At 35.9% G+C, this 16,291-nt stretch carries 17 protein-coding genes and 1 tRNA gene; 9 read left to right on the top strand and 9 right to left on the bottom strand.

Annotation, left to right across the window (positions count from 1 at the left end):
• Positions 1-61: 61 nt before the first annotated feature.
• A tRNA-Leu gene (locus C0Z22_RS06630) sits at positions 62-148 on the bottom strand.
• 32 nt (positions 149-180) lie between these two features.
• Here C0Z22_RS06630 and C0Z22_RS06625 point away from each other — a divergent pair.
• Both C0Z22_RS06625 and C0Z22_RS06620 read left to right on the top strand, forming a co-directional pair.
• Positions 181-1,530, top strand: coding sequence for a hypothetical protein (locus C0Z22_RS06625; protein WP_103217555.1), 1,350 nt, complete (start codon positions 181-183; stop codon positions 1,528-1,530).
• Between the two features lie 16 nt (positions 1,531-1,546).
• Positions 1,547-3,079, top strand: coding sequence for an NADH-quinone oxidoreductase subunit C (locus C0Z22_RS06620; RefSeq protein WP_103217554.1), 1,533 nt, complete (start codon positions 1,547-1,549; stop codon positions 3,077-3,079).
• A gap of 74 nt (positions 3,080-3,153) precedes the next feature.
• Here the strand turns inward: C0Z22_RS06620 and C0Z22_RS06615 are convergent, their stop codons facing one another.
• Genes C0Z22_RS06615 through C0Z22_RS06600 form a run of 4 tightly spaced genes read right to left on the bottom strand, consistent with a single transcriptional unit; the run spans position 3,154 to position 7,573 of the window.
• The gene (locus tag C0Z22_RS06615; RefSeq protein ID WP_103217553.1) at positions 3,154-3,852 is read right to left on the bottom strand and encodes a leucyl/phenylalanyl-tRNA--protein transferase; all 699 of its coding nucleotides are present in this window, start codon (positions 3,850-3,852) and stop codon (positions 3,154-3,156) included.
• A complete protein-coding gene (locus C0Z22_RS06610; protein WP_103217552.1) occupies positions 3,839-4,942 on the bottom strand; it encodes an arginase family protein in 1,104 nt (367 codons plus the stop codon). The genes C0Z22_RS06615 and C0Z22_RS06610 overlap by 14 nt, the downstream gene beginning before the upstream one ends.
• Before the next feature lie 16 nt (positions 4,943-4,958).
• Positions 4,959-5,912, bottom strand: a complete 954-nt coding sequence (locus tag C0Z22_RS06605) for a D-isomer specific 2-hydroxyacid dehydrogenase family protein (protein ID WP_103217551.1) — start codon at positions 5,910-5,912, stop codon at positions 4,959-4,961.
• Positions 5,913-5,944: 32 nt separating this feature from the next.
• Positions 5,945-7,573, bottom strand: a complete 1,629-nt coding sequence (locus tag C0Z22_RS06600) for a YiiX/YebB-like N1pC/P60 family cysteine hydrolase (RefSeq protein ID WP_103217550.1) — start codon at positions 7,571-7,573, stop codon at positions 5,945-5,947.
• A gap of 162 nt (positions 7,574-7,735) precedes the next feature.
• Between C0Z22_RS06600 and map the strand changes: the two genes are divergently transcribed.
• Together map and C0Z22_RS06590 are read left to right on the top strand one after the other, a co-directional pair.
• Positions 7,736-8,503: a type I methionyl aminopeptidase gene (gene map / locus C0Z22_RS06595; RefSeq protein ID WP_103217549.1), complete on the top strand. Its 768-nt coding sequence runs from the start codon at positions 7,736-7,738 to the stop codon at positions 8,501-8,503.
• A gap of 2 nt (positions 8,504-8,505) precedes the next feature.
• A complete protein-coding gene (locus C0Z22_RS06590) occupies positions 8,506-9,204 on the top strand; it encodes a (2Fe-2S)-binding protein (RefSeq protein WP_103217548.1) in 699 nt (232 codons plus the stop codon).
• Here the strand turns inward: C0Z22_RS06590 and C0Z22_RS06585 are convergent.
• Positions 9,197-9,760 carry a hypothetical protein gene (locus C0Z22_RS06585; RefSeq protein WP_233189703.1) on the bottom strand — a complete coding sequence of 188 codons (564 nt, stop codon included), beginning with the start codon at positions 9,758-9,760 and terminating at the stop codon, positions 9,197-9,199. The genes C0Z22_RS06590 and C0Z22_RS06585 overlap by 8 nt on opposite strands.
• 118 nt (positions 9,761-9,878) lie before the next feature.
• Here C0Z22_RS06585 and tatC point away from each other — a divergent pair, with 118 nt between their 5' ends.
• The 5 genes from tatC (at position 9,879) to C0Z22_RS06560 (ending at position 13,283) form a co-directional block, all read left to right on the top strand.
• Positions 9,879-10,610, top strand: coding sequence for a twin-arginine translocase subunit TatC (gene tatC / locus C0Z22_RS06580; RefSeq protein ID WP_233189707.1), 732 nt, complete (start codon positions 9,879-9,881; stop codon positions 10,608-10,610).
• A gap of 16 nt (positions 10,611-10,626) precedes the next feature.
• On the top strand, positions 10,627-11,139 hold the full coding sequence (locus tag C0Z22_RS06575) for a DUF4149 domain-containing protein (RefSeq protein ID WP_103217545.1): 513 nt from the start codon (positions 10,627-10,629) through the stop codon (positions 11,137-11,139).
• Positions 11,136-12,122: an ADP-glyceromanno-heptose 6-epimerase gene (rfaD, locus tag C0Z22_RS06570; RefSeq protein ID WP_103217544.1), complete on the top strand. Its 987-nt coding sequence runs from the start codon at positions 11,136-11,138 to the stop codon at positions 12,120-12,122. Before C0Z22_RS06575 ends, rfaD begins: the two co-directional genes overlap by 4 nt.
• Positions 12,106-12,534: a FliG C-terminal domain-containing protein gene (locus C0Z22_RS06565; protein ID WP_103217543.1), complete on the top strand. Its 429-nt coding sequence runs from the start codon at positions 12,106-12,108 to the stop codon at positions 12,532-12,534. The genes rfaD and C0Z22_RS06565 overlap by 17 nt, the downstream gene beginning before the upstream one ends.
• Positions 12,535-12,779: 245 nt before the next feature.
• Entirely contained in the window at positions 12,780-13,283 is a 504-nt protein-coding gene (locus C0Z22_RS06560) for a TraR/DksA family transcriptional regulator (RefSeq protein ID WP_103217542.1), read from the top strand.
• 70 nt (positions 13,284-13,353) lie between these two features.
• Here the strand turns inward: C0Z22_RS06560 and C0Z22_RS06555 are convergent, their stop codons facing one another.
• The 3 genes from C0Z22_RS06555 to htpG all read right to left on the bottom strand — a co-directional run bounded on the left by C0Z22_RS06555 (position 13,354) and on the right by htpG (position 16,236).
• Entirely contained in the window at positions 13,354-13,746 is a 393-nt protein-coding gene (locus tag C0Z22_RS06555) for a hypothetical protein (RefSeq protein ID WP_103217541.1), read from the bottom strand.
• Positions 13,747-13,759: 13 nt separating this feature from the next.
• Positions 13,760-14,188 carry a hypothetical protein gene (locus tag C0Z22_RS06550; protein ID WP_103217540.1) on the bottom strand — a complete coding sequence of 143 codons (429 nt, stop codon included), beginning with the start codon at positions 14,186-14,188 and terminating at the stop codon, positions 13,760-13,762.
• Positions 14,189-14,340: 152 nt separating this feature from the next.
• Positions 14,341-16,236, bottom strand: coding sequence for a molecular chaperone HtpG (gene htpG / locus C0Z22_RS06545; RefSeq protein WP_103217539.1), 1,896 nt, complete (start codon positions 16,234-16,236; stop codon positions 14,341-14,343).
• Positions 16,237-16,291 lie beyond the last annotated feature (55 nt).

The following is a 16,291-nucleotide window of genomic DNA, read 5'->3' as shown; positions in this document are numbered from 1 at the left end:
TCCACCATTAAGGGAGTAGAACCAAAAATAAATGTATCCGTTGATAATTAAGAAAAGGAAATGGTGGTTCGGGCGGGACTTGAACCCGCACGGGGTTGCCCCCACTGGATTTTAAATCCAGATTGTCTACCAATTCCAACACCGAACCGCTATTTGTGTTTAACGATTTTGGACTATAACGTGTATATTTGTCAATTCAAAAAAACTACTAAATTCATTTTTCTTTTACTTGCAATTTTTATTGTAGGTTGTGCAACAAAAAAAATTGTCCTTCCCACATCGCAAGTTAAGCCTACTTGGTTTGCAGGAGAGGGGAATTTTAATTATCTAACTTATGAAGGTAGAGTTGTTCCTCACTTATTCTTCGACTTTGCACCTCGTATGGATATGCGTACTAAACTTGTAGACGTTTTTATTACGACGCCCCGTGATAGTGAAGTTAACTTTGAGCTCGATTTAGTTAGTGGACGAATTTTTAAAGAAAGAAAATTATGTAAAGAAAAAGACATCTGGAATGATTATACTTCTAAAGTTCATACTCCAAATTTTTCTTGGGCCGTGATTCCAAGACTTCTTGGGCGTAATGGAAAACCTCAACGTGTAGCTGTTTTTGGTGATCTAAAATACCTTGTTGATGGAAGTTTTCCACGAGAAGAAACTGTTCAGGTACAAATAATCGGAGGGTATATCTTGAAGTCTTGTTTAACAGGACTATGCGACCTAAATGATGACTGGGAGTCTGAAGTGATTCTTGTTGCAAAAAGTATGCTTGATGAGTCTCTTCAAGAAGTACAGGGCCTAAATACTCTAAAAAAATATGTGGATTGGGGATATGCCAAAGCATTTATTGAAAACTCAATGGGAAGAAATGATGTCGGCCGAAAATTAAAGGGTGCTTATCGTCTTGAGTCTCCAATTCTTCCAAATCGCGCCCTGAAGTATGTTATAAACTCTGGTCATCTATTTTCTAATGATGAACTTCAAACACTAAAAACATCTTGCCGAAAAGTTTATGATGATGCTCTTGATATTTTTCAAAAAGAAGAAGGGCTCTCGAAACGCTTTATCGACTTTTATCGTAATCACCTTGATCGATTCAGTCTATGTCGTAAATATGTTCGACCTTTCAATATACAAAAAGAGAAAGATAAACATTGGAAACTTGAGTTCTTAACTGCTTTTGAAAATGCTGTTCATACAGGTTACTATTTTGATTGTCGCTTAAAGACATGGGTTCGCAACGTGAGAAATAGTAAAGGTAAATTCGTTGTGGATCAAAGAAAATTAATTGGAGGTTGTCGAGATAATGAAATTGCTGCTTCATTTCCTGCAGCGATAACATTATTATCTAGTGCATCCAATTCGGGAGCACCATATTATCGTTATATTGAATATGATAGTGGGGCAGACACATTCAATCAAAAGATATATAATTGGGTGTGGTCAAATGGAAAGAAACAAAGCTGTGCTCCTAAAGAAGAGAATTCAGCGCCGATTTTTCCTTATGATGTAAGATTCACTTTAGAGTAATTGGAAAACTAAATAGATGAATATTTTTGAAGTAACAGATATAGTTCAAGTTAAGTCAAAGGCCGAGCTTTCAATGTTAATGCTGGCACACTTTGATGATCAGCATATTGTCTTTACTGGCCTATCTTGTATTGATCTTCTAAATGCTAACGACTTAAAGGATAAATATAATCTTTTAAATTCTCGTTTCTTATTAATTTATCAATTTCAAAATCTAAATGATCATAAACGAATTTTTTATGCACTAGCTTTAAGTTATGGGCAAACCGCACAATCTTTTGGACACTTATTTGAGTCAATGACTTGGTTTGAAGCAGAAGTTAGTCGTAACTATGGTGTACATTTTTATCGCAAAACAGATCGCATACAATATGAGATTGTCTCTCCTAAAGCAAAGTACTATTTAGAGAAGGATAATCATCTTCTAGATGAATCTCAGGTCGAACTTTGCTCTGATTACTTTGCGCCTTTAAGTGTTACAGGGGAAGAAATTGAAGTTCCTATTCGAAAATTTGACTCGTCAATTTCAGATTCTAAAATTCGTTTTAATATAGATGAAGATCATATCGATGATGTTGCGTTTGACTTTGATTTTAATAAATCAAAATCAATAGAAAAGAATATCGAAGGTAAGGGAGTTGATGAGGCTATTTCGCTTTTATTAGAATCTGATCTTCCTCTAAAGAATATTACATCTCTTCTTGCTCTCGAACTCAGCGAGTACATTACAAGCAAAGTTAATAGTAGTGCTGTGAAAATTCATCGCATGTTTATTTATGAAATTTTTTGTGCACTTGAAAACTTAAAATGTTTAGAAAGAGTATTTAATCGATCTTCTTTCAATGAAGTTTATCAGATCCTAAATCATCAAGTTGAAACTCTTTCAGGCTTAATTAATATAACTGATATTAAAACGAAAGATGATCTTGTAAAACTTATTAATACTGAAGATCGCAAATGGGTTTATGATGTTAGAGATCGTATTCATGACTATCAAGATGTCGTTACTGATATTTTAGCGACAGTTGAGGGGAATAAATTCTTTCTCAATTTAGATAATTATTTTAATTCTAATCTTGCTGCTTTAGGCTTCTCTCTTAAGTCTATGCCACTACAAAGTTATGGTTATCAATACAATATCAAAAAGTATGAGCCTTTCTATGAGTACAATGATCTGGCAAAAGCGGAATTCTTGGCCCTAAAGGGAACAACTTACGAATTACTTTTAATTCGATTAAAAGAACTAAAAAATACATATTCAAATATTATAAAAATTTGTGAAGAGTATCCTATTATTAGAAATGAAAGAGATACTGATACAAATATAACTAAATCTGGAATTTTTCTTGCTACAACTCAGGTTTCATCTGGTGAAGTTTCAATCCTATCGTATATTAAAGAAGATGGTATGTTAGATCGATTTCACTTAATGTCACCAACAATGGCAAACTTAAAATACTTCTCTAAAAGATTAAAGAAATTTGCACTTTCACAAATTGCTTGTGAGTGGAATGCTTTAGGAATTAGTGAAGAGGAAATTATAAAATGATTCTTTCAAAAAATATTTATAGAAATAGATGGCGCCTTGCAATTTTTATCAAAAGAGTTGCTCTGTATATAAAGTTAAAAAGACTTCAGTAGATCACGTACTAAAATTTCATTTTCTGAAAAGACAAGTGGTGTTTGTGCAAATAGCGGAGCTATTTGATTGATAAATAGACTTCGGTCTTGTTCGATTGCACCAAAGGACTTTGTAATTGGAGTCACCATTTGCGTATCTAAGAATGGAATAGTGTATTGTTTGACGATATAAAGAATTGCTAATAATGCGATCTTTGAAGCATTTGATTCCTTGTAGAACATTGATTCACCACTTAAGAAGTGTCCCATGCTTACGCCGTAGAGTCCTCCAATTAGGTCTTTTTCTTGATTCCATACCTCGACACTATAAGCAAGGTTTTGATGAAAAAGATTAAAGTAGCCTTCGACGATTTCATCAGTAATCCAAGTTCCTTCAATGGAGTCTGAGTGAATCTGCTGACAGTTTCTGATCACAGATAGAAAGTCTTTGTTAAAGGTAATAGTCCAGTCACACTTTTTTATAAACTTAATAAGAGAACGATTTATTTGAATGTCTTCAAGGCGAATAACTCCTCTTTGTGGAGGTGAAAACCAAGCTAGGGGATACTCTTGAGATATTGGCCATGGAAAGATTCCATTTTGATACGCCAATAAAAGGGAGTCATGGTGGAGATCTCCACCAATAGCTAGTAGGCCTTGCTCATCTGCGACTTCGACTGGTGGGAATTCAATTATTGGCACTAATCATGGCCTCCATCATAAGAGCACTCATTGCGGCCCCTACTTCAAGTGTTGTTCGAGAGCCTTCTTCGCTTAAGCCTACAAGTGGAGCAATCTCAACCATGTCTGCACCAGTTATGTTAAAGGCATTAGTAAACTCTTTTATCATTATAGCACATTCGTGTGGCATCAGTCCCTCTGGTTCAGGTGTGCCTGTTGCGCTGGCAACACTTTCATCGAGGGCATCAATATCAAAGCTAATATAAATTTCTTCAATTCCTTGGGCCTTAAGTTCTGCTACTGTTTTAAGTGCTAATTCTTTTGCTCCTATTTCCTTAACGTCTTTTGCCCAATACTGATTGAGTCCAAATTCACTTTCCCAGTGTTCTTTTGATTTTCCAGTTGAACGAATGCCAAATTGATAGCAATGCTTTGGTGTTTCAAGATCATCCAGAACATGAGTTAGCCAAGAACCAAAACAATAATCAATACCAAGTCTTTCTCTTAACAGGTCAGTATGCGCATCAAAGTGAATAAGGCCTACTTTCTTTCCAAGTGATCTTCTATTGTTGATCCATGATTTTACTAGTGGAAAACTTACTGAGTGATCTCCACCGATACTGAAGATTTTTAAATCCTTATTATGTTTAAAGACTTCATCAACACTTGCTTTGGCAATACTTAGTGGAGAGACACTTAAGTTCTTTCCACCGTACAATGCATTTTGTGCACTCTTTATTGTTTCATCATTTAAGTACTTGTCATGCAGAAGGTGAGGAATAACTCTGATATCACCTAGGTCAAAACATTGCTTATAAGTATCTAAATGGTCTTCGATTAATGTGTTTCTTAAGAATAAAGGTCCCCAGTTTGCACCTCTTTGGATCCCTCCTCCACAGTCGGATGCGACACCAAGAATTGCACAACCTTTTACGTTAGAAAGTTTGTTAAGTTCATTACTCCATGCCGATCTGATTGCGGCATCTTCAGTCGTTTTATAAAGCACTTGAGTTAGCTTATCTTTTCTCTCTTTTGCTGTGTTAACTGTGAATACACCAAAGCCTGGAGGGCAAAGGTAGTCATTTAATAATGTTTCATTCTTGTCACTCATATATATTCCCTTAAATTTAAATTAAAAAATCGCCTTTAACACGAGAGCTTAGTAGTGCTGTCTTGTAAAGGTCAAGGTCTTGATCGTGTAGGTAATCACGAATCACACGCTTTTCAAACTTTATAATAGCATCGTTAATTCCCTTGTACACTCCTGCAATATGGGAACTTAGAGTTATATTAGAAAGTTGCTTAAATTGATTAAAGTCTATTGGCTCTTTCTCAAAGACGTCGATAATTGCATGAGCATCTTTATTATTACTTAGAAAGTTTATTAAGGCCTGTTGCTCAATTAATTTTCCTCTGGCCGCATTCATAATGAGAGTGTCTTTTTTTAATAAAGCAAACATCTCTTCATTAAGAATATGGTAAGAAGTCTTATTCAATGAACATGCCATGATGATGATATCTGACTTTGTCAGTTCTTCTTTTAGGTATTTGTTATTTTGCTGCTTATTTTGGTATGGATCGTAATAGCTAACTTTTACATTCAATGTTTCAAGAGCATTGCCAAGTCTTGCACCAATTGGTCCACGTCCGATGATTAGAGTTTTCTTTGTGTGCAAGAGCTCTCGATTATAGCTTCGTGCTTCATCCCATTGGCGTCTGTAAGGAATTTGTCCTTGATGATTGAGTAATGCTTGAAGGTAGAATTGCGCTACTGCATTTGCTCTAATCTCATTTCCTAAAACAATTGGGAATTTTGCACTTTTCACAAACTCAAGTGAGAAGTTATCATAGCCCGAGTTTGGATGAATCCAGAGGACAATATTGGCGTGCTCTAGTGATTTAACAATACTCTCATTATTCGTATAGCTCGTTGAGATAACAATGACGCTTTCGCCCTCTGGGATCTCAATAGGTGTGTCCACGCACTTGATACCAAGTTGGCCTAGTGACTGCCTTTCTTTAACGCGAAAGGCCTCACCTTGATAGCTCGAAATTTCTGGTCGATAAAAGTAATAGTTCATACCCTTAATCTATCAACTTTTTCTTTGCTTTGCTAGAATCCGCTGTAAATTAAGTCTTTCTTGATCGTTTTACACTTCTTATAAGTGCGATAACGGCCATTTATCGTTGAGCGCTGATCATGATCAACAACTTTAATTAACTGACATGACTTTATCTTCTTTCTGAACATATCTCTTGATTCATCGTAGATAAAACCAAGATTATCTCCCATTTCTTTTTTAGTAATGCTAAATAGCTGATGTTTCTTATTGGCCTTAATTGAGGCAACAAATTCAATACCCGATCCTTTACGATAAGCATTTTCGATAATTTCATCTGGAGAAATAGTATTTCTTCCTAAGATATAACTTGTTGGCCATCTCTTGTGTCCATAAGCATGGTATGGAACCTCTGAGCATACGACCTTATCAAGAGTTGTGACATCGAAATTAAAATCATACTTCTTATTAAGTTGCTCTAGTGCAACCTTTGACACCATCTCTCTTGCCCACTTATTTTCTAGAATTCCTTTTTCACGAATAATTGTGATTTCATCAATTTCTAAAAAGTCTTCAAGGGAAACAAGGCGACTTCCTGGTCGAATCGACTCAACAATTGTTTTTCCTTTGCGAATATCATTATGATACTTTTTAATAAATGGTGTATTCCATAGTCCTGCTAGTTTAAGCTTTTGTTCTGTACCAAGATAAATGGCAATATGACCAAAGTGTCCTGGGATAAAAAAGTCTGTTGCAGCAAAAGGTGTTTTTTCTGCAATAATATCTAGCGGCTTTAGTACCGTCTCTAGGTAATCAAGTGCTCGTTCGTTAGCATACATATGACCATGGCGAAAACGCAGTTTTCCAACAAGGTTACCAAATAGCCCTGAGATAAAGTTTGTCGTACGATTAAAGATTTCAATAAACCAATCGCCAATACTGCTAAATTCAATTGCAGGGAGTCTCTTTCCAAGTAAATGTTTTTCGATCTCAAACTTCTCTACAAGAACAACACCTCTTGTTAGGTCAGGATTTAAAAGTTTTAGATAGTAGTAGTGATAATCAAGAAAGTTTCTAAGGTCTTCTTGTAACTCCTCATGGAATTTCTCACTCTTTGCAATTTTTGTAAATTGCTTAAGAATCTCAACTTGTTTTTCATTGTCGAGAATCTTAATAATCTCTTTCGTAACTTTTTTGATTGTTTTGATTTCATAAAAAATATTGTGAGTTACTAAGTAGAGGTTCACGTAGTTTAGTTTTGCAAGTAGGTTTGTCACCTTGATTTGTGCATACTCAAGTTCAGAATACGAGCGCTTATTAGAAAGGTCTTTTACAGTATAAAGACTCGATTTCTCCATAATGAGTGCGACTGTATTCATTAGATTACCAATGATTGATAAATCAGAACCTTTTATTGGCTTATGATCAATTGATTGTCGATAAATGAGTTTGCTATAATCGATAGTCACATTTACGAGATCACTACTTGCATTAATTAATTTTTCTAGCTCACGAATATTGTACCCAAGCTTTTGTGGGTCATAGTCAGTATCGTTTATTCTTTCTTGAATCTCATTGATTTGAGTCATTGTAGAATGGAACAACCTATTGTCTTCTTTGCTCTGGGCATGAGCGTAGAATACGTTCACAGTTAAGAGGAAAATGGCGATAATTTGTTTCATTTATTAGTCCTAATTTCTGAATTCTTTCGCGTCATTATGCCATTTTAGGTACTTAGCGTGTTGTAAATTGTAAAATTTTTAACTTTGTCTATTCTTTAGTGGGTCAAACTATGTTAAAAGGAATGTATATTTAAGTACTTAGAATAAGCGAAAGGAAAAACCATGATATCGATCAAGTCGAAACGCGAAATTGAATTAATGAGAGCAACGTCGAAATTAGCGGCTTCTACTCTTGAGTATATTGAACCATTCGTAAAGCCAGGTGTAAGCACTGAAGAGCTTAATAATCTTTGTCACGAGTATATTATTAAAAATGGTGCGTATCCTTCGCCATTAAATTATCACGGTTTTCCAAAGTCGGTATGTACTTCACTTAATGAAGTCGTTTGCCACGGAATTCCAAGTACAAAAGATGTTTTAAAAGACGGTGATATATTAAATATCGACGTGACAACATACTTAAATAAATTCCACGGTGATACTAATAAGACTTTCTTAGTTGGTAATGTTTCTGATGAAGTGAAGAAACTTGTTGATGTAACTTACCAATGTATGATGGAAGGAATTAAGCAAGTTCGTCCAGGTGGCCATATTGGTGATATCGGTGCTTCAATTATGGAGATCGCACACGATCATGGATACGGTATTGTTGAAGATTATTGTGGACACGGTATTGGACGAGAATTCCATGAAGATCCACAAGTTGTTCACGTTGGAAAAAGAGGTAAGGGCGCAGAAATGAAGCCTGGTATGACTTTTACAATTGAGCCAATGATCAACCTTGGAACAAAGGATTGTAAAGTTCTTAAAGATGGTTGGACAGTTCTGACTAGAGATAAGAAATGGTCTGCCCAATTTGAACACACAATCTTAGTTACTGAAGGTGGCTTTGAGATTCTTACTCTTAGAAGTTACGAGGTTCATCCTTAATTGTGAATACAAGCCTAATTGCACCAGATTTAAAAATTAATGATCCTTGTCGAGTTGAGCTTAGGTTTTCTAAGCTCAATGAAGTAAGAGAGTACTTTGTTGAAAGTGATGATAGTGCACTAAAAGATGTCATCATGACGATTCTTGAAAAGACGAAGAATACAAAGTCACAACTAATACTTGAAATCGAAAAAGCTCTAAGTGAAAATTCGAGTCATTCTCTTGAGCTATTTAGCTTCTTCAAAGAAGTTTTAAATTATTTCTCTCCTAATCAACTTATGGCCATTGATACGACAAATACACTTTGTCGCTGTTTTGGTGTTAGTCGCCAAGAAGTCGCAGCTTTAATTGAAAGGGGAGCAAGTGATCCTCTTACGATTACAAACCTGTCAAAGGCCGCTGGTGGCTGTGGTTCGTGCCTGGCCGATATTGTTCCGATGTTTAAATCAAATCGTGAGGAAAAGGTTATTCCTGCAGTTACCTTTAATGGTTTCAAAAAAGATAAGATTGCTGGAAAAAGACCATATCAATTTCTTTTAGAGGATATTTATCCAATGGTTGAAAAACTCGGAAAGATATCTGTCGAAGGCCTAATTGGTCACCACCTCTATGTCATTGGTGATGAACAAACTCCTGAGGCGCAAGATTTCATTAGTAAAGTCTCTTCGCTAGATTCTCAGCTTAGTGTATTCTTTATTTAGTTTGAGTTTGCTTAGTTTTTTGGCATTTCTTTAAGATAGCATCGACATTCTCTAAAGCATCATAAATCTTTAAAAGAGATTCTTTAGATCCTTTTAAAGTCTCTAAGCTTACTTCTCCTTCAAGATAGCGATAGCGAGCATAGAACTCTTTTAGGCCAGGAATATTAGACTCAAGGCAATCGGCACTACTTGCTTGGATTTGAATCTTTGCGAGATAATCCATTAGGATCTTAATCGACTTTAGACGAAACTCATTATAAGTCGACATCGAATACTTAACACCAATTCCACCGTCTTCTTCTTTGAAGTCGAAAATATTTCTTTGGCCAGTTGTCATGGCCTTAAGTAATTTAAGCGTCGGTGATTTACTCGGATCAGAACAAAACTTATTGTAGTAACCTTTAGAAAATTGCGGATTACCAACTGATGAAATCTCATTAATCATAATTTGATTTAAGTGATAGCGGGGCCCTGTCTCAAACCTTTTGGCATAGTAACTTTCTTCTTGTCCAAGACAGAGCAAGATCGTCTTTGCCTGTGTTGGAAGAGCTATCATAAAATTAACAATAAAAATTAATAATGGGTATTTCATTCGTTCTAACTGTGTTAAATTATTAGTATTAATTTATTTTACTTTAAGTATGGATGGAAAACTAGGGTAAGTTTTGAAAGAGATGGGTTTAATTGACCATTTAGAAGAGTTACGCTCTGCACTTATAAAGATATTAATCATAATTTTGATATCTTTCGTGGCCTGCTACGCCTATGGTGACCTCATCCAGGAAGTTCTTTTGAAGCCTCTGCGAGATGCTCTTGGTGATTTTGGAGGGGGAAAGGTTGTCTATCTTGGACTACTTGATAAGGTTCTTTCTCAATTTCAAGTAGCATTTTACTCAAGTGTTATTCTTTCTTGTCCTCTTTGGTTTTATCAGGTTTGGAAATTTATCTCTCCAGGTCTCTATGATCATGAAAAAAAGGCCGTTAGGCCATTTCTTATTATTGGGCTCTTCCTGTTTGCTATAGGCGTAAGCTTTGGCTACTTCATCGTTTTTCCACTAACATTTCAAACCCTCATGGGCTTTGGTGTACAAAATGTTGAAGCAACAATCGGTCTAAAAGATTACCTCGTTCTTTCAAGTAAGGTTCTTGTTTTCCTTGGCCTTATTTTTCAACTACCAAATGTACTTCTTATTTTAGGCTTTATGGGCCTAGTAACAAAGCAGTCCCTAGCTAATATGAGACGTTATGTTTATGTTGGCTTCGCTGTCGTTTCTGCTATGTTAACTCCTCCTGATGTCATTACAATGATGGGACTTTGGCTGCCGTTAGTCGTACTTTTTGAACTGGGTATTTTAGCTGTTGCGTTAATTGTTCACCCATATCTTTCTCGTCATCACATGAAATAGACGGTATGATTTCTTTATGAAATCACTACTAAAGAAACACGTATTATTAAGTTTAATTTTTGGCGTCTGCCTTTCATGGTTTTTTGCAACCGTCTTTATCGACTTCATTGCAGCTCCAAGTATTTTTAGAAATGTTAGCTCTCTAAAAGAAGCAGGAACTCTTGGTGGAATTATCTTCACATCGTTCAATATTATTGAAATGATTTTTGCTATTCTTTTGATCATCGCAGCTTTTCTTTATAAGAAAAAAGGGAAGGCTTCAATGGTGATGAAGTTTATTGCCCTAACAACACTTGTCTTGGCCATCGTTTATACAACTAAACTATCACCAGGTATTCGCGACTCTCAGATTGCAAAATCAAATTACACTCACACTGATGAAGAGTATCAGGTGTTTGAAGAGAAGCTTAGAGGTTATCATAATCTCTATGTACGACTTGATAGTTATAAACTTCTAGCTCTTCTTACAATGTGCGGAATTTCACTAACGAGTCTAATGCGTTTAGAGAGCAAAGAAGGTGAGGCGTGATCTTAGTTACAGGTGGCGCTGGATTTATTGGAAGTGTTCTTGTTGCAAAGCTTAACGAACTCGGACGTGATGATATCATTATTGTCGACCGCTTTGATCATGATCAGAAGTGGAAGAATTTAAAAGGCGTTAAATATGCTGAATATTTTCATGCTGATGAGTTTATCGACATTCAATTAGAAGAAGTTCATAAGCAGATTTCTTGTATCTATCACATGGGTGCTTGCTCATCCACAACTGAGATGGATATGGATTATCTGATGACTAATAATGTTGGTCATTCAAAGTTCTATTTTGACCTGGCATGTGATTTAAATATTCCATATATCTATGCATCTTCTGCGGCCACTTATGGTGACGGTGAGCTTGGCTATGAAGACAAAGAGGAGGAGCTTGGAAAGCTTCGCCCTCTAAATCCTTATGGTTACTCTAAGCAATTATTTGATGAGTGGGTTCTAAATCAAACTGATCGTCCAAAACATTGGTTTGGCCTTAAATTTTTTAATGTCTATGGCCCTAATGAGTATCATAAGGAAGAGATGCGCTCTCTTGTCCATAAAGCATACGAACAGATAAATGAAGTTGGAAAGGTTAAGCTCTTTAAGTCGCACAAAGAAGGGTATGAGGATGGTAAGCAGCTTCGTGACTTTGTTTATGTTAAAGATGTTGTTAATGCCATGATTGAGCTATCTGAGAAGGAGATGGCGAAGCACTCTGGTATTTATAATATTGGAACAGGTCGAGCCGATAGCTTTCTTAATCTCGTGAATCAAACGTTCATTGCAATGGGACGTGAGCCAAACGTTGAATTTATCGATATGCCTATGCATCTTCGTAATCAATATCAATACTACACTCAAGCAGATATGGATAAATTTAGAAGAATACTTCCAAACTTCGAATTTCGTATCGTAGATGATGGTGTAGCCGACTATGTAAAGAATCATTTAATGAAGGATAATCCATATGTCGAAAGGTTCTAAAGAGTCGGGCTTTGAAGCAATTCTTGAGGCCATCTCTTTAATGAATAAAGAAGAGAAGGAAACTCTTATTTCTAATATCACAAAGATGGACTTTGAATTAGCAGATAAATTACGTGCGAGTATGTATCGTTTAAAAGATCTGCAATTTATCACACCACAGATGATGAGCGAGTTCTTAAGAGAAGTAAAAGTTGAAAGCTTAGGAAATGCCTTAAAGCTAGAAAGGGAAGAAGACCGACAGGGGATTCTTGCAAAACTTCCTAAAGGCATCCGAGAAGATATTCTTTTCTTTATCCAGAAAAAAGTTCCAAAGTCTCAGGCCCTAGAAGCACACCAGGAAGTCATGATAATCTATTCAAAGATGATCGATGATGAACGCTTGATTATCTCTCGAGACGATAAACTCGTTTAAACTCAACTAAAATTGAGGACTGGTGCGTTCTGACGGTGCCAATACTGGCCTTAAAAAGTCAGTCTGGCCCCAAAATTCATTTTTACACCACGAATTCCATAAAATTTATCCGAATTAAGGCCTTCAAAATTGGCACGCTCATTGCTTTATAATAAGCAGAGAAAGGAATCTCTCTAAAGTTATCAGGAAGAAAACTTTAGGTAAGACGTAATGGACTACTTATTTTTAGATTGAATGGAGATACTATGAACATTGAACAAAAAGAACACTTCAAAAACTTATTCATTAATCTTAAAAATCAGCTGGTCAGTACTACAGGAAGTGTCGAGCAAGTATTAACTAACGAGACTAGCGGTGACATTATCGACCAAACTTCTAATGAGAGAGATGCTCAACTAAAGCTAAAGCTTATGGGAAGAGATAAATTTCTACTTAACAAAGTTAATCGTGCTCTAGAAAAAATTGCAAGCGGTACTTTTGGAGAGTGTGAGGAGTGTGGAGAAGAGATCTCTATCAAAAGATTACATGCTAGACCAATCGCTACTTGTTGTATCTCTTGTAAAGAAGAGCTTGAAAGAGAAGAAAATTCTCGTACATATGAAAAGAGATCACATACAAACGGAAATGCAATGAGTGCACATAATAAGAACGTAGCATTTAAACATGCAGACGGTATGGATGAAAGTACAAATGTTGTTTCAATTGAAACTTTTGCAAGAAGCTTTGATGAGAAGAATGCAGCATTTTAAAAGATAACTTAAAGCAGAGGATAGATAGAAAAAAGGCCAGTTTTGAACTGGCCTTTTTTTATTTGAAATTTTATTTTGTTAAAACAACATAAAGAAGAATGTCTGCTTCTTCATTACTTAGTTCATCTCCAGAAGAGATTTCACCAGCTTCTTCTAATTCATATCTAATTAGATCTCTAATTGAATCAAGCGTATCTTGATCATCTCTTTCAATTGCTCTTTCAACTTCTTCACGATTAAGATTATTAATCGCTCTTGCTGTAACCTGTAGAGAAGATACACTTGCTGCAAAAGAAGTTTGAAAACCTAATGTCGCAGTCATTTCAGTATATAAACCTGCTGCATAAACCCAACCAGTTGTTACCATTGAGCTTGTGTCTAGAAAATCTCTTGTTGTTTCCAGGGCATTGGCCGGATTAGAGATTGTTAATGCCATTAGAATTGATAAAGTTAGTTTCTTCATTGCTTTCCTCAAATTATTCTTCAGATTCGTTTGGTATATATAGTGCTACATTAATAAGTTGATCAACATCTCTATCTGAAAGTTGATCAAGGCTTTCAATTTGTCCACCAGCTTTTAGGTCCTCTCTTACCATCTCTCTCAAAGAGTCGATGATATCAAGGTCATTTCTTTCAATAGCACGCTCGATTTCTTCTCTGTTATAAATTCCTAAAGATTCTTTAGTCATTTGAACTGCTTCTGACGGATTAAAAACCGCAAGTGATGCTAAAAATGTAGCATGAGTTACTGAACCTACTGCTTGAATTGCTAGTCCGATTGGTGCCACTGTGAAAGCTGTCGCAACAGATGTTGATGGCATATCTTCATTCATTAGACTTGGCATTGCTTGTGCACTATTTACAATTGTTGCAAAAGTGATCGTTGTAAGAAGTAATCTCTTCATTTCGTCATCCTCTTTTATTATTTTGTCTGGCCGACTATAAACGAAAAGAGTCTGGATAGGGCAAGTTTTGAAAATTATATAGAGCGAAAGGCCACCTTTTCTAAATATTAAGCTCTTAACTTCTTAATATCTCGAAAAGGTGGCGTGTACTTTTAGTTTATGTGATTTGATAATTCGCTAATAAGATCTTGAGAACGCTTTACGAATAGATCGCGCTCTTCTGGTTTTAGTCCTTCACTTGAGATACCCGCTAGGTCTTCAACATGCTGACAAAGTTTCTTTGCTAGGTCTTCATTCTTACCACTTGTGTGGATCTTGAATGCACTTTGAACTAGTGGATTTGTCGTATTAACGACAAGTGTTTTCTTAATAGGGAATTGGTGATCGCCACCCATTGACTGAGTCATTTGAGCAAAGCGTTTCATCGACTCATCAACTTTAAAATATGCAGGAGTTTGAGCATTTGCCATGCGGCCAATCTCAAGTCCCTTACTTGCCGGTGCTTCACCTTCTTTTTCTTCTAGTTTAATACCAAGGAATTTCGCAAACATCTCTTTGACTTTAATGTCGTTTTCAGAAGTTGCTTCACTTGCAAGTAGGTTTTCTATTTCAGAATCAACACTTACAAATTTGATTTCAACTTCTTCTTCACCCTTTTTGAATTTCTTCATTTCCGAGTGTTGGATGAAGTGTGGATCGATATGATTATCTGTCTCTAAGGCCTTAATTCCAGCTTCTTTAAGTTGAGCTAGAAGAGATTGGTTGGCCGCATCTTTTTCAAAGTAGAGAATTTTTCCGGCCATTTTCTCAGCGTAGTCAGCAGGTACTGATTCAAGGTATTCGTTTAGTGTAACAAATTGTCCTTCATTAGTTTTAAATAGTACTCGCTCACGCATTAAATCATCAAATTTCTCATCTGATACACAACCATATTTTACGAATAGCCCAATATCATTCCAGATGCTTTCATACTTTGCTCTATCTTTCTTATTAAGAAGTTTTAGGGCCTCTGCAACTTTCTTAACAATATAATTTGAAATCTTTCTAATATTTGGATCACCTTGTAGAGATGATCTTGATACGTTAAGTGGGATGTCATGAGAGTCAATAGCACCTTTAAGAAGTCCTAAGAACTCTGGAATAATATTTTTTACGTTATCAGAAACGAATACTTGGCGACAGTATAGACGAATATTCTTATCACCAACTGGCTTCATTGGGTTGTATTTTGGGAAGAATAAAATCCCGTTTAATGTAAATGGGTGATCAACATTTAGGTGAATCCAAAATAGGGGCTCTCCGTCCATTGGAAATAATTTACGATAGAGACCTTTGTAGTCCTCATCAGTTAATTCCTTAGGATCACGCTTCCAGATAGGTTTTGTGTCATTTACAATTGTTTCAGTATCTTCTTTATTTGCTTCATCTAATAATGCAATTTCATATGGCATAAAATCACAGTGGTTAGATAGAGTCTCATTTAGTTTCCACTTGTTTAGAAACTCTTCAGAGTCTTCAGCAATGTGAAGTGTAATCGTTGTACCAACTTCTTTTTTATCAGAATCAGAGAAAGTGTATTCTGTATCACCTTCGCAAGACCATTTTGTTGCTGTTGAGCCTTTAGTCATTGAAAGAGAGTCAACTTCAACTTTTTTTGCAACCATAAATGCTGAATAGAAACCAAGTCCGAATTTACCGATAATATCATTATCTGATTCGCCGCCAACTTCTTCCATTTTTTTTACGAACTCTTCAGCTCCAGAAAAAGCCAGTTGAGCAATGTATTTTTCAACTTCTTCTTCGCTCATTCCAATCCCGTTATCAGTAACCGTGATTGTTTTTGCGTCTTTATTTACTTTTACAGAAATTCTTCCAGTAGGAAGCTCATCTCCCGTTTGACGTGCAAGTGTGGCGCGCTTTGTGATGGCATCACTTGCGTTGGCAATCAGCTCGCGGATGAAGATATCGTGTTCTGAATAAAGCCATTTCTTAATAATTGGAAAAATGTCGCTTGTTGCAACAGAGATTTGTCCTGTGCGATTAGTCATTGATACTCCTTCATATATAATCAAGTAGATAATTGTTCTTACGACCCAAAGATGG

The sequence above is a fragment of the Halobacteriovorax sp. DA5 genome (assembly GCF_002903145.1).
GTDB lineage: Bacteria > Bdellovibrionota > Bacteriovoracia > Bacteriovoracales > Bacteriovoracaceae > Halobacteriovorax_A.
This window is presented reverse-complemented; position numbering and strand designations above follow the sequence as displayed.

What these genes read in the sequence shown, in the direction of transcription:
- htpG (WP_103217539.1), bottom strand. Translation starts at nt 16,236, where the DNA reads ATGACTAATCGCACAGGACAAATCTCTGTTGCAACAAGCGACATTTTT.
- C0Z22_RS06560 (WP_103217542.1), top strand. Translation starts at nt 12,780, where the DNA reads ATGAACATTGAACAAAAAGAACACTTCAAAAACTTATTCATTAATCTT.
- map (WP_103217549.1), top strand. Translation starts at nt 7,736, where the DNA reads ATGATATCGATCAAGTCGAAACGCGAAATTGAATTAATGAGAGCAACG.
- C0Z22_RS06575 (WP_103217545.1), top strand. Translation starts at nt 10,627, where the DNA reads ATGAAATCACTACTAAAGAAACACGTATTATTAAGTTTAATTTTTGGC.
- C0Z22_RS06605 (WP_103217551.1), bottom strand. Translation starts at nt 5,912, where the DNA reads ATGAACTATTACTTTTATCGACCAGAAATTTCGAGCTATCAAGGTGAG.
- C0Z22_RS06620 (WP_103217554.1), top strand. Translation starts at nt 1,547, where the DNA reads ATGAATATTTTTGAAGTAACAGATATAGTTCAAGTTAAGTCAAAGGCC.
- C0Z22_RS06600 (WP_103217550.1), bottom strand. Translation starts at nt 7,573, where the DNA reads ATGAAACAAATTATCGCCATTTTCCTCTTAACTGTGAACGTATTCTAC.
- C0Z22_RS06555 (WP_103217541.1), bottom strand. Translation starts at nt 13,746, where the DNA reads ATGAAGAAACTAACTTTATCAATTCTAATGGCATTAACAATCTCTAAT.
- C0Z22_RS06585 (WP_233189703.1), bottom strand. Translation starts at nt 9,760, where the DNA reads ATGATAGCTCTTCCAACACAGGCAAAGACGATCTTGCTCTGTCTTGGA.
- tatC (WP_233189707.1), top strand. Translation starts at nt 9,879, where the DNA reads ATGGGTTTAATTGACCATTTAGAAGAGTTACGCTCTGCACTTATAAAG.
- C0Z22_RS06550 (WP_103217540.1), bottom strand. Translation starts at nt 14,188, where the DNA reads ATGAAGAGATTACTTCTTACAACGATCACTTTTGCAACAATTGTAAAT.
- C0Z22_RS06610 (WP_103217552.1), bottom strand. Translation starts at nt 4,942, where the DNA reads ATGAGTGACAAGAATGAAACATTATTAAATGACTACCTTTGCCCTCCA.
- C0Z22_RS06565 (WP_103217543.1), top strand. Translation starts at nt 12,106, where the DNA reads ATGTCGAAAGGTTCTAAAGAGTCGGGCTTTGAAGCAATTCTTGAGGCC.